This is a genomic window from Weissella cibaria KACC 11862 (assembly GCF_000193635.1).
Taxonomy (GTDB): domain Bacteria; phylum Bacillota; class Bacilli; order Lactobacillales; family Lactobacillaceae; genus Weissella; species Weissella cibaria.
The window spans coordinates 25,489-37,213 of the sequence record NZ_AEKT01000032.1 but is presented as its reverse complement, the minus strand read 5'-3'; the positions used below and the strand labels follow the sequence as shown (position 1 = coordinate 37,213).

8 protein-coding genes, 16 tRNA genes and 1 rRNA gene are annotated in these 11,725 nt (G+C 44.9%); 24 read left to right on the top strand and 1 reads right to left on the bottom strand.

Annotated features, from left to right (window positions below; translation table 11 throughout):
- Positions 1-70: 70 nt before the first annotated feature.
- The 18 genes from rrf to ESE_RS0107210 all read left to right on the top strand — a co-directional run bounded on the left by rrf (position 71) and on the right by ESE_RS0107210 (position 2,978).
- Positions 71-187 (top strand): 5S ribosomal RNA (gene rrf / locus ESE_RS0107295).
- Positions 188-192: 5 nt separating this feature from the next.
- Positions 193-265 (top strand) — tRNA-Val (locus ESE_RS0107290).
- Between the two features lie 2 nt (positions 266-267).
- Positions 268-340: transfer RNA gene (locus ESE_RS0107285), tRNA-Lys, on the top strand.
- A 57-nt stretch (positions 341-397) separates the two neighbouring features.
- Positions 398-470, top strand: a tRNA-Thr gene (locus ESE_RS0107280).
- 4 nt (positions 471-474) lie between these two features.
- Positions 475-547, top strand: a tRNA-Gly gene (locus tag ESE_RS0107275).
- A gap of 2 nt (positions 548-549) precedes the next feature.
- A tRNA-Leu gene (locus ESE_RS0107270) sits at positions 550-633 on the top strand.
- Positions 634-642: 9 nt separating this feature from the next.
- Positions 643-715, top strand: a tRNA-Arg gene (locus ESE_RS0107265).
- A gap of 38 nt (positions 716-753) precedes the next feature.
- Positions 754-827 (top strand) — tRNA-Pro (locus ESE_RS0107260).
- A gap of 24 nt (positions 828-851) precedes the next feature.
- Positions 852-925, top strand: a tRNA-Met gene (locus ESE_RS0107255).
- A gap of 16 nt (positions 926-941) precedes the next feature.
- Positions 942-1,015: transfer RNA gene (locus ESE_RS0107250), tRNA-Ile, on the top strand.
- A 22-nt stretch (positions 1,016-1,037) separates the two neighbouring features.
- Positions 1,038-1,127 (top strand) — tRNA-Ser (locus ESE_RS0107245).
- A 31-nt stretch (positions 1,128-1,158) separates the two neighbouring features.
- A tRNA-Met gene (locus tag ESE_RS0107240) sits at positions 1,159-1,232 on the top strand.
- Positions 1,233-1,272: 40 nt separating this feature from the next.
- Positions 1,273-1,346, top strand: a tRNA-Asp gene (locus ESE_RS0107235).
- 7 nt (positions 1,347-1,353) lie between these two features.
- Positions 1,354-1,426 (top strand) — tRNA-Phe (locus ESE_RS0107230).
- A gap of 31 nt (positions 1,427-1,457) precedes the next feature.
- Positions 1,458-1,529: transfer RNA gene (locus tag ESE_RS0107225), tRNA-Gly, on the top strand.
- Positions 1,530-1,541: 12 nt separating this feature from the next.
- Positions 1,542-1,615, top strand: a tRNA-Ile gene (locus ESE_RS0107220).
- Between the two features lie 27 nt (positions 1,616-1,642).
- Positions 1,643-1,730 (top strand) — tRNA-Ser (locus tag ESE_RS0107215).
- A gap of 384 nt (positions 1,731-2,114) precedes the next feature.
- The gene (locus ESE_RS0107210; RefSeq protein WP_010373405.1) at positions 2,115-2,978 is read left to right on the top strand and encodes a helix-turn-helix domain-containing protein; all 864 of its coding nucleotides are present in this window, start codon (positions 2,115-2,117) and stop codon (positions 2,976-2,978) included.
- 53 nt (positions 2,979-3,031) lie between these two features.
- Here the strand turns inward: ESE_RS0107210 and ESE_RS0107205 are convergent, their stop codons facing one another.
- On the bottom strand, positions 3,032-3,979 hold the full coding sequence (locus ESE_RS0107205) for an NAD(P)-dependent oxidoreductase (RefSeq protein ID WP_010373403.1): 948 nt from the start codon (positions 3,977-3,979) through the stop codon (positions 3,032-3,034).
- Positions 3,980-4,127: 148 nt separating this feature from the next.
- Between ESE_RS0107205 and ESE_RS0107200 the strand changes: the two genes are divergently transcribed.
- The 6 genes from ESE_RS0107200 to ESE_RS0107175 all read left to right on the top strand — a co-directional run bounded on the left by ESE_RS0107200 (position 4,128) and on the right by ESE_RS0107175 (position 11,714).
- Positions 4,128-4,742: an ECF transporter S component gene (locus ESE_RS0107200; protein WP_010373401.1), complete on the top strand. Its 615-nt coding sequence runs from the start codon at positions 4,128-4,130 to the stop codon at positions 4,740-4,742.
- 243 nt (positions 4,743-4,985) lie between these two features.
- A complete protein-coding gene (locus ESE_RS0107195) occupies positions 4,986-6,455 on the top strand; it encodes a cytochrome ubiquinol oxidase subunit I (protein WP_010373398.1) in 1,470 nt (489 codons plus the stop codon).
- A 2-nt stretch (positions 6,456-6,457) separates the two neighbouring features.
- Positions 6,458-7,462 carry a cytochrome d ubiquinol oxidase subunit II gene (cydB, locus tag ESE_RS0107190; RefSeq protein WP_010373397.1) on the top strand — a complete coding sequence of 335 codons (1,005 nt, stop codon included), beginning with the start codon at positions 6,458-6,460 and terminating at the stop codon, positions 7,460-7,462.
- An 84-nt stretch (positions 7,463-7,546) separates the two neighbouring features.
- Entirely contained in the window at positions 7,547-9,280 is a 1,734-nt protein-coding gene (gene cydD / locus ESE_RS0107185; RefSeq protein WP_010373395.1) for a thiol reductant ABC exporter subunit CydD, read from the top strand.
- Positions 9,273-11,030 carry a thiol reductant ABC exporter subunit CydC gene (gene cydC / locus ESE_RS0107180; RefSeq protein WP_029237479.1) on the top strand — a complete coding sequence of 586 codons (1,758 nt, stop codon included), beginning with the start codon at positions 9,273-9,275 and terminating at the stop codon, positions 11,028-11,030. The genes cydD and cydC overlap by 8 nt, the downstream gene beginning before the upstream one ends.
- Positions 11,031-11,042: 12 nt before the next feature.
- Complete coding sequence (locus ESE_RS0107175) at positions 11,043-11,714, top strand: glycoside hydrolase family 73 protein (RefSeq protein ID WP_010373391.1); 672 nt, start codon at positions 11,043-11,045, stop codon at positions 11,712-11,714.
- Positions 11,715-11,725: the final 11 nt, after the last annotated feature.

Below are 11,725 nucleotides of genomic sequence, written 5' to 3'. Positions count from 1 at the left end.
AATTAACTATTGACATTATGATTCAGTTTTGAGATAATTAATCTCGTAATGCTAATTTAAATATTAGTCGTGTCGTGACGATGGCACTGAGGTCACACCTGTTCCCATACCGAACACAGAAGTTAAGCTCAGTAACGCCGAAAGTAGTTGGAGGATCGCTTCCTGCGAGGATAGGAAGTCGCGATGCGCATTGGACGTTTAGCTCAGCTGGGAGAGCACCTGCCTTACAAGCAGGGGGTCACAGGTTCGATCCCTGTAACGTCCATTGGGTCGTTAGCTCAGTTGGTAGAGCAGTGGACTTTTAATCCATGGGTCCAGGGTTCGAGCCCCTGACGACCCATTGGGTAATGACCCACAAATAATAAATATTCCGTCAACCGGTGATTTATATTATGTCGCCGACTTAGCTCAGTTGGTAGAGCATCGCTCTTGTAAAGCGAGGGTCGAAGGTTCGAGTCCTTTAGTCGGCATCATGCGAATATAGTTCAGTTGGTAGAACGCTACCTTGCCATGGTAGAGGTCGCGGGTTCGAATCCCGTTGTTCGCTTTGCCGGCTTGGCGGAATAGGCAGACGCACAGGACTTAAAATCCTGCGATGGAAACATCGTACCGGTTCGATCCCGGTAGCCGGCACTTATTTATGGACTTATATGCTAATTGGATAAACACCCCGGCTACGAACCGGGTATTGCAGGTTCGAGTCCTGCTAGGTCCATTAGCGAACGTAGTTTGCTAATTTCAAATGAATAAGTTCGGGACGTAGCTCAGCTTGGTAGAGCACCTGGTTTGGGACCAGGGGGTCGCAGGTTCGAATCCTGTCGTCCCGATTTATAACAGAATATGTTATAGTTCGCGGTGTAGCTCAGCTGGCTAGAGCGTCCGGTTCATACCCGGGAGGTCGAGGGTTCGATTCCCCCCGCCGCGATTGACTCAAATAACAAGGACCTTTAGCTCAGTTGGTTAGAGCAGACGGCTCATAACCGTCCGGTCGTTGGTTCGAGTCCAACAAGGTCCATTTTTAGACCTTAACGTCTTATGGAGAATTACCCAAGTCTGGCTGAAGGGAACGGTCTTGAAAACCGTCAGGTCGTGAAAGCGGCGCGTGGGTTCGAATCCCACATTCTCCTTTGACATCGTAGATGTCACTTATATTATTATCGCGGGATGGAGCAGTCTGGTAGCTCGTCGGGCCCATAACCCGAAGGTCGTAGGTTCAAATCCTGCTCCCGCAATTGAACTAAAATAAATAGTTCAGCATAAACAGAAATGTTTGGTCGCATGGTCTAGTTGGTTAGGACGTTCGCCTGTCACGCGAAAGATCACGGGTTCGAATCCCGTTGTGACCGTTATAATGGCTCGGTAGCTCAGTTGGTAGAGCATACGATTGAAGCTCGTAGTGTCGGCGGTTCGATTCCGTCCCGCGCCATTACCTTAAAACAAAAGGTACAGATAGTTTTGCGGATGTAGTACAATGGCTAGTGCTCCAGCCTTCCAAGCTGGGAATGCGGGTTCGATTCCCGTCGTCCGCTTTTTTGTTTTATGGGACTGTAGCTCAGCTGGTTAGAGCGCACCCCTGATAAGGGTGAGGTCGGAGGTTCGAGTCCTCTCAGTCCCATTGGTTAAAAGGTTTAACTTTTGACATGGGGACATACTCAAGAGGCTGAAGAGGCGCCCCTGCTAAGGGTGTAGGTCGGGAAACTGGCGCGAGGGTTCGAATCCCTCTGTCTCCGCTCTGATAATGGTAGGCGATTGTCTACCATTTTTATTTGCAAACGATATTGATAAACGTGATTCTGTATTCTACAGAGTCACGTTTTTTATTTTAATCGATTAGGAGTATGCACCGAGATAGGATCACATGCCAGGTCAACCATATTAGCCATATTGTGTTATGAGATGAAGTTTTTGCATATTCAAAATAAATGTCGCGACCTTGTCATAGTGGCAAGGTTGGGTGGTAATGCTGATGTACAGTATATGCGGTCAATGATATCTTTCGTAATTGCCTATGAAATTAATTAGCGTGCCTGTTAACAGTTAACAGGGTGCGCTTGTAAGTTGATATTCTCCCCGTTAAGATAGGAATATCTTATGGATTATTGGGAGATTATGTAATGAAGGTATTAAGTGGTGCACTAAAGCGTCGACGTGAACAATTGGGGATTTCTCAAGCAGAGGCTGCTGAAGGAATTTGTCATCAGTCGTTACTATCACGGATTGAACGACTAGATGAGGTATCGAATATCACAGTTTTACAAAAGCTATGTGATCGGCTACAACTAACGGTATCCGACGTCGCACGCATGGATAATCGCATGTTGACGACGTTGAGTGTCGTGCGTCAATTGATTGAACGTCGCGAAATCGAGCAGGCAGCAGAAGCACTTGAAAATCCGGGGTTAATGAGTCGTATCCCAGTCTTTGCCTATCCGGAATACAATGTCTTGTCGGCCCGGGTTGCATTAGCAGAAAATCGCATTGCGGACGCTATGCAATTGTTGCAGTTAGCCTTAGGAGATGTCGAAAAGCATCAGTATGAGTTGACGGTCGAAATTTTCACGGAGATGGGTGCGACTTGGCTAGCGCAGGGTGAACACATTAACGCGTCGGAATGTTTCGAACGGGCTCGCGGTATTATCCATCGATTACCACGGGATGTGCAACTCAGTATGGCACGTGTCATTGCGCATACGAACCGTCATCGAGCAGAGATGTATTTGGCTGTTGAAGATCCGCAACGAGCGATGGAACGGGTTACGGAAGCGATTGGTATTCTACCCGCACCTGAAGTGACAGACTATCATGAAATGGTAGAGCTACAAATGTTGCGGTCGCGTTGTGCGGATGCTTTATCATTAGAAGAAGAGTCAACGAACGCTAAGATGCTAGTATATGCAGCTGCTGAATTTTCTAAGGATGCCAAATTGCAAGACGATGTGAAGCAATATTTGGCCCCAGTTATGCCTGAAGAGGTATAGCTATTAATGAATACCAAAAACCCCCGGCAAAAATTTTGCTGGGGGTTTTAGTATTAGTAACCGCGTGTTAAATCCACGACATTGACTGATAGTGGCTCGTTTGCTAAGTAACTTGGTAAGTTCTTCATAAATAAGGGGAACAGGTTGCCAGCGCGTCCTGCACTAGAATTTTCTGCCCAAGTTGTATGTTGTGTTAATAGTAGGTTGGGTTGTTGCCACAATGGTGAATCATCAGGTAATGGTTCAGGCAACGTAACATCTAATGCTGCCTGACGGATAGTCCCTGCTTGCAAGGACGTGATTAAATCAGCTTGGTTGACTGTCGTGCCACGACCAACATTAATGAACAAATACAAATCACCAAGGGTTGCAAACCGTTCAGCGTTGAAAAAGTTAACCGTTGTGTCGGTACCAGGCAAGACGTCAACAACGACAGCAATATCATCAGGTAGTGCACCGAGATTGTCGATTGCGACAACGTCATCAAAGCCGTCAACTGGGTGACCAGAGGTGTTGACGCCATACACACGTCCACCAAGCGCCTTCAGATAGTGGGCGATTTGGCGTCCAATGTTGCCAGTTCCAAAGATAACGGTAGGTAACTCGCTAATCGTATATTGATCAGTGAATTCTTGCCAGTGGGTTTGGGTTTGATAAACATTTAACCCCCGGGCGAAATGTAGCATATAACTGATGACAGATTGGGCAATTGGGACAGACTTCAAACCACTGGCGTTCGTTAACATCACCTGTCGGTCTGCAAGCTCTGCTAAAGGCATGTAATCGACACCAGCCGACATGGTTTGAACCCACCGAAGTTTGCTAGTTGGATCAGCAAGTATTTTTTTACCGATTTCTGTTGACCAGCCGTAACTAATTTCAATTTCGCTGATATCAGCTGCAGTGACTGTGTCAGGTGTCACAACAGTAATATCGAGGTCATGTAAGACGACGATGTCTTGCGGTTGTAATTTTGTAACTTCTAAGAGTAAGCGTGACATAATAAATTCCTCCTTGATTTGGGTTGCTTACGATTAGTGTATGTCATTTATAGGAGTTCGTCTATTAATAGTGTATTCCCTTTTCTCCACTGTCAGCACAGATAGCCTGCTATAATAACCGCATTAATAAATTTAGAGGTTATTGGAAATGACAAATACACGCTTGAAGACTCGTCAAATGGTATTGACGGCGCTATTCATTGCAATTATTTTGGTACAATCAATTATTCCATGGTTGGGTTATTTGCCACTTGGTGCTTTTGCCGTGGGTGCGGCGGTGCAAATTATTAGTGTGACGGTCGCTATTGGTGCACTTATCCTTGGACCAGCGCGTGGTGCGTTGCTTGGTTTTGTTTGGGGAGCATACGCACTATGGGATGCTTGGACACACGCACCTGTAATTGGTGGACTGATCTTCCGCAACCCAATTACGGCGCTTGTGCCACGTATTCTGGTGGGGTTGGTTATTGGTTATCTCTATTGGCGTTTTGTAAGGAACCGTTCACTGGGGCAACAAACAATTTGGCTTGTTGGTCTTGGTGCATTGTCTGCCTTTATTAACACGTTCTTTGTACTTGGTTTCACGTGGATTGGCTTTACCGTGATGCACACGACCTTTACCGGCATCCCACAAACCGGCTTGCTTGGTTGGTTGATTGTCGGAGTTGCTGGTTTCAATGGTATTTTTGAAATTATTGTGTCAGCTATTTTGGTGCCATTAATTGGCGTACCTGTTTTGACGGTGTTGCGTCGAGCAGAATAATTCATATTTTTCAGATAAGGGCGACTTGGTCTTAGACCAATAGTTGCGGTGTAGATCCCAGTTTCATTAGTGAAGCTGGGATTTTTTTAGCGACAAATGTCCGGAAAGGGTGATTTGTATGAATAAATTCTAAAGTGACATAAATAAAGTGGCAAAAATAGGACATACTCTGTACAATTAGAACTATGTAAGCATTTATTCATTGTTTAGGGATAATTTAATATTTTATAGGAGGCAAACAGTATGGATTTGACAATGGGCCTGTCTATTTTAGACTTGGCACGTGTGCAATTTGCCATGACAACTGTATTTCACTTCTTCTTCGTACCGCTGTCAATCGGACTAGGTTTGGTTGTTGCAATTATGGAGACGATGTATGTCATCAAAAAAGATGAGCAATACAAACGCATGACGAAGTTCTGGGGTAAGATTTTCTTACTTAGTTTCGCTGTTGGTGTTGTTACAGGTATCGTTCAAGAATTCCAATTTGGGATGAACTGGTCACGATATTCACGTTATGTCGGGGACATCTTTGGACCAGCTTTGGCTGTTGAAGCCTTGGTAGCGTTCTTTATGGAATCGACTTTCTTGGGTTTGTGGATGTTCGGTTGGGAGCGTTTCAATAAAGGTCTTCACTTGGCCTTTATCTGGATTACCACGATTGGGTCAGCCTTTTCTTCTTTGTGGATTTTGGCAGCTAACTCATTTATGCAGAACCCAATCGGCTTCAAGGTGGATCATAAGTTTGACCGCGCCGTTTTGGTTGATTTTCCAGCATTGCTACAGAATCACCAATTGTGGCTAGAATTCCCACACGTTATCTTTGGGACGTTCTTGGCAGGATCATTTGTTGTGATGGGTGTATCAGCTTGGTCGCTGCTACGTAAGCCAACACATGAGCTAGATTTCTTTAAGAAGTCAATTAAGATTGCAGCAATTGTGGCATTGGTTGGAACAGCGGGAATTGGTTTGACGGGTGATCGTCACTCATTGTACTTGCAAGATGACCAACCAATGAAGTTCGCTGCAACTGAGGGACTTGATAAAAACGTTGGTGGTAAGAACGAATCGGCACCATGGTCGGTCGTTGCTTACACGAATCCAAAGACTCACGAAGTTGAATGGTCATTGGACGTGCCATACGTGTTGTCAATTTTGGCGCACCACTCGCTTGTTGGTGGAAGCCAAGGTTGGACAGAAATTAATAAAGAATTACACGAAAAGTATGATCTTAAGTTTGGTAAGGATATGAACTACTACCTACCAAACAATACGATTTATTATGCGTTCCGTATTATGGCCATGTCGGCGGGGGCTTTCGGCCTCTTATCAGTCGTTGCTTTATGGGCTGTTCGTAAGAAGTCTAAGCTTGATATTACGAAATACAAGTGGGCATTGTGGATTTTCGGACTCGCAATGTACTTGCCATTCGTTGCCATTACGGCTGGTTGGCTGGTTACAGAATTAGGGCGTGCACCGTGGGTTGTTTACGGTGTTTTGACAATTGCTGATGCCGTATCACCAAATGTGTCATTTGCTTCTCTACTAACATCAAATATTTTGTACTTCCTAACGTTTGCTGTTTTGGGTGGTTTGATGGTGATGTTGTCACGACGCGTGATGATTGCCGGACCTGATTCTGAAGAACGTGTGGCCGAAGAATTGGTTGATCCGTTCTCCGCAAAAGCATTTGAAGCTGGCAAGGAGGCTTAAGCATGACAGATTTTCAAATTTTATGGTTTGTTTTGATTGCCGTTCTGTTTGCTGGATTTTTCTTTCTAGAGGGATTTGATTTCGGAATTGGGATGGCACTGAAAGGTGTTGCGAAAACAGAACATGAAGAAGATGCCTTGATTGCATCGATCGGTCCTCACTGGGATGGTAATGAAGTATGGTTGATTACTGCTGGTGGTGCCATGTTCGCAGCGATGCCATTTTGGTATGCATCACTATTTTCAGGTTTCTACTTAATTTTATTTGCGATTTTGTTAGGGTTAATCTATCGTGGTGTTTCATTTGAGTTTCGTGAGCAAATGAAGACAGCCAAGTATCGTAATCTGTGGACAACCATCTCGGCGGTCACGTCGTTCTTTGTACCGTTCCTATTTGGGGTGTTGTTCGCAGATGTTGTGCAAGGCATGCCATTGGACAAAGCCGGTGACATGTCAGCAACGTTCTTTGACTACTTCAACGTCTTCTCAATTATTGGGGGTGTTGCAGTGGCGTTGTTGTCATATGTCCACGGTTTGAATTACCTACGTTTGAAGGTAGAGACGGGCGTCCTACATGACCGGGTTCAAACACAAATCAAGGTGTTGTATCCAGTTTTGTTGGTTGGTGAAGTTGCTTTTGCGGCAGGCTTGTTCTTGTTTACTGACTTCTTTGCTAAGAAGCCGTTGATTACGGTAGCGTTTCTAGCCGTGATTGTCTTGCTGACAGTCATTGCGTGGTTGACTGGTTTGAAGCGGCGTAATGTTTGGTCATTTATCACGTTGGGATTGGCCATCATTGCAGTCGTGCTACTACTATTTACCGGTTTGTTCCCACGTGTGATTGTTGGGGATGTACCAAGCATGTCATTGCTGTTGAAGAATGCAACATCATCAGCGTACACACTGAAGTGGATGACAATTATTTCGTTGACGGCTTTGCCAATTGTCTTGGCATACCAAATTTGGAGTTTCTACATCTTCCGTCAACGCATTGTTGTTAAGAAGTAATAATGCCCGTCACGTACGGACATGGAAGGGGATCAAGGTTAACTTGGTCCCCTTTGTACATATCGAGAAAATGGAGAGTTTGTCATGTTAGATAAACGATTGTTTAAATTTCCGGGTGCCCGGCAAGCGCTCGGCGTGTTATCACTACTAACGTTGATTCAGGCGATTGCCATTATTGGTCAAGGGCGGTTTCTAAGTGTCGCCATCACTGATTTGTGGGGTGGCCATCAATTAACATCAATTGGCATGGTGCTTGTTTGGTTTATGTTGGCTTATTTGTTACGACAAGTGATGGGGGTCGCTAAGCAATACGCGTTGGCCCCATTTGCCGATAAAACGACGGCTAGTTTGCAGACTCAGTTAACACAGAAGTATGCGGCTTTAGGTCCACGAACGGTGGCAAATCAAGGGACTGGTAAGTCAGTGACGTTAGCAGTTGAAGGTATCGACCAAGTCCATGATTATTTAACCTTGGTGTTGGTGAAATTATTTGATATGAGCATCACCCCGTGGCTCATTTTGCTGTATATTGCGACGATTAATTTCAAACAGGCGGTATTTTTATTTGTCATTTATCCAGTGATTGTGATTTTCATGATTGTGCTGGGATTGGCGGCCCAAGCTAAGGCTGACCGAGAGTATGAAACATTTAACCGGTTATCAAATCATTTCGTTGATTCACTCCGTGGCCTAACAACGTTGAAACAATTGGGGTTAGCCAAGCAATATGCGCAAAATATTTACGATGTTTCGGAAGACCATCGTAAAGCCACGATGAGTACGCTTAAAATTGCTATCTTATCAACGTTTGCGTTGGACTTTTTTACAACATTATCAATTGCGGTTGTTGCCTTGTTCTTGGGGTTAGGTTTAATGGATGGGGCAACACACTTGTTGCCGGCCTTAACGATTTTAGTTTTGGCGCCCGAATATTTCTTGCCAATCCGAAATTTTGCTAATGATTATCACGCCACGCTAAATGGTAAGAACGCTTTAGCAGATATCATGACTTTGTTAGAACAACCGGTTGCGCCAGAAACGAATCGATATGTGCGACGGAGTCAACGTTGGCAAGCAACGGATACGTTGACTTTAGAACAGGTATCATTTAGCTATCCTAATGCTGATCGACCAGCACTTCAGCAGATTAACTTAACCTTGACCGGTCATGCCAAGGTGGCCTTAGTTGGTACTTCTGGTTCCGGAAAATCGACTTTGCTTAATCTGTTAGGTGGATTCCTAGTTGGCGATGGTGATGTAAAGATTAATGAACAAGCATTGCCACACCTGCAGCAGCGACAATGGCAAGAGCAAATTCAGGTGTTGCCGCAACATCCGTATATTTTTCATGACACACTACGAGCTAACCTGGCATTTTATGCACCCAATCAGCGTGATGAAGATCTGATTGCAGTGTTACAACAAGTGGGACTTGCCGATTGGTTTGCTAGTCTACCTGATGGCCTGGATACGTTAATTGGTGAAGGGGCAATGCAAACGTCCGGTGGTCAAGCACAACGAATTGGGTTAGCCCGGATTATGCTCGATGAAGAGCGTCGCGTTCTTCTGCTAGATGAACCGACTGCGCACTTGGACATTGAAACTGAAGCGCTATTGAAAGAGACGATGTTACCGGTTTTCGACAATCGATTAGTTATTTTTGCCACGCACCGATTACACTGGTTGCGCCAAATGGATTGGATTATTGTGATGCGAGATGGTCAAATAGCTGAACAAGGAACGCTGGCTGACTTAATTGCGAATAACGGCTACTTCGTGACCTTACAAGCAGCGATGCGAGGAACGACACATGCGTAAAATGATATTACTGATCAAACGAGACACCTGGGTATTTCCATACCTCAGGTCATATAAAAAATTATTAGCCTTGATTATTTTCTTAGGATTTATGACAACGTTCTCTGGGGCAGCTTTGATGTTTACCTCAGGGTTCCTGATTTCACGTTCGGCACAGATTCCTGAAAATATTTTGATGGTCTATGTCCCAATCGTGTTGACACGTGCATTCGGAATTGGACGACCATCATTCCGCTACGCCGAGCGACTCGTGTCGCACAATTGGGTACTTAAAATTGTGTCGACCTTTCGTCGGCGGTTATATGAGTTAGTTGAAACGGGAACAAAATCGGTTTATGCGAAAACGCAAACGGGTGAGGTTTTGAATGTTTTAGCAAATGACCTGTTTAAAATTGAAAACTTTTACTTGCGGACGCTGTTTCCAACCGTGATTGGATTAGTTATCTACATCCTAATTGCGATTGGTGTTGGCGTATTTGATTGGGGATTTGCCTTGGCAATCTTCTTAATTTTGGGGATGACAACCATTTTAGCGCCAATGATTACGCTAGCGGTCAACGGGGCACGTGATTTTAAACAGCAACAACTAGAAGCTGAATTGTATACAGACTTAACTGATACGGTCATGGGCTTGCAAGATTGGATTTTAGCTGGCCGAACAGCAGAACTGGCTGAGCGACAACAAGCTGACTTCAATGCCATTAATCAGTTGAAGTCTAAACAGGCTCATTTTAATTGGTGGCGTGATTTTAGTGGTGCGATGATAATTGGCTTTACGGCAATTGTCTTGCTAGTTTTTGCAACTCGTCACTTTGGGGGTAGCAGCTTTGGTGTTAATTGGATTGCAGCGTTTGTGCTAGCTATTTTCCCGGCTGAGGATGCATTGACATCAATTAGCACTGGGGTAGGTGAGTGGCCACGTTATCAAAATTCGATTACACGGTTAAATGAAATGGACGAACAGGCTCAAGCTGAAGCACAGTTGCAAACGACACAGCAGGCTGCACAGCCAAGTAATCCGACAATTGTGCTCAATCAGGTGACGTTTGGTTATGATCAAACGCCAGTGCTGCAGGACCTGTCTCTGACGATTCCAGATGGTCAAAAAATTGCAATTCTTGGTCAATCCGGCGCAGGAAAGACAACCCTTTTGAAACTATTACTTGGTGACGAAATGCCATTGGCTGGTACGGTTACCATTGGTGGTACGGCCGTGGCTGATTTAAGTAGCCAACGTGCGACGTTAATTGCGGTCTTGGATCAGCAACCGTACTTATTCGCTAGTACGGTCGCCAATAATTTGCGTTTGGGAAAACTTGACGCGACTGATGAAGAGTTGTGGGACGTGTTAGAACAGGTTAATCTAAAAGAACTCGTGGTACAATTACCTGACGGCCTAGCAACACCAATGAGTGAGATGGGAAGTCGTTTTTCCGGTGGTGAACGACAACGATTCGCATTGGCCCGTATCTTGTTGCAAGATACACCGATTGTCATTTTAGATGAACCAACAGTTGCGTTAGATCCAATTACGGAACTAGCGGTATTGGAGACGATTTTTAAAACGTTGCATGACAAAACTGTGATTTGGGTTACCCACCACTTGACCGGAATCGAGCTCGTTGATAAGGTTATTTTTATAGAGAACCAGCAAATTGCGATGGCGGGTACGCCAGCTAAGTTGATGGCAACTGAGCATCGTTTCCAGCGTCTACTAGCTCTGGATCATGGCGATTTAATGTTAGAATAGGAGGAAAATGTGATGGCAAAAAGAAAAAAGCGTCAGCCACGACGGCCAAAACGCAATTTTCAGTTGTCACATTTTTTCGTTAAAAAAGGGCGACTGCAATGGCCACGTGTGATTGTACTAGTTGTCCTTATTCTAGGTGTGGCTGTTTGGCAAACGGATATGCAACATCATGAAGCTGCCGCGCAGACGCCGACGGCTGATTTACCGTTAAATCAATTAACCCGGGAACAATTCATTGCCCGTATTGCCCCAGAAGCTCAAAATTTGCAGACGGAGTATGGCGTGCGTGCGTCAATTAGTATTGCGCAAGCTGCCTTAGAATCGGATTGGGGACGATCGGAACTTGCTGCAAAGTATAATAATTTCTTTGGGGTGAAGGCTTCACCTGGTATGCCAAGCGTGACGCTGGCTACTAAAGAATATGTCAATGACGAATGGGTGACCATTAATGCGAGTTTCAGAACGTATCAAGATTGGCGTGCGTCGATGGATGACCACGCGTACCTCTTGGCCCATGGGACGACGGATAATGCCCAGCGTTATGCGGCTGTGATTTATGCAGCCGATTATAAAGCAGCAGCGCAGGGATTAGTCAGCGGCGGTTATGCGACCGATCCAGGTTATGCGACAAAAATCGTGCAAATGATTGAAACGTATCATTTAAATCAATATGATGTTAATTAGAGTTACGAAAC

Bases quoted from the DNA above. Each gene is read 5' to 3' on its own strand.
- ESE_RS0107210 (WP_010373405.1), top strand. From the start codon at position 2,115: ATGAAGGTATTAAGTGGTGCACTAAAGCGTCGACGTGAACAATTGGGG.
- ESE_RS0107205 (WP_010373403.1), bottom strand. From the start codon at position 3,979: ATGTCACGCTTACTCTTAGAAGTTACAAAATTACAACCGCAAGACATC.
- ESE_RS0107200 (WP_010373401.1), top strand. From the start codon at position 4,128: ATGACAAATACACGCTTGAAGACTCGTCAAATGGTATTGACGGCGCTA.
- ESE_RS0107195 (WP_010373398.1), top strand. From the start codon at position 4,986: ATGGATTTGACAATGGGCCTGTCTATTTTAGACTTGGCACGTGTGCAA.
- cydB (WP_010373397.1), top strand. From the start codon at position 6,458: ATGACAGATTTTCAAATTTTATGGTTTGTTTTGATTGCCGTTCTGTTT.
- cydD (WP_010373395.1), top strand. From the start codon at position 7,547: ATGTTAGATAAACGATTGTTTAAATTTCCGGGTGCCCGGCAAGCGCTC.
- cydC (WP_029237479.1), top strand. From the start codon at position 9,273: ATGCGTAAAATGATATTACTGATCAAACGAGACACCTGGGTATTTCCA.
- ESE_RS0107175 (WP_010373391.1), top strand. From the start codon at position 11,043: ATGGCAAAAAGAAAAAAGCGTCAGCCACGACGGCCAAAACGCAATTTT.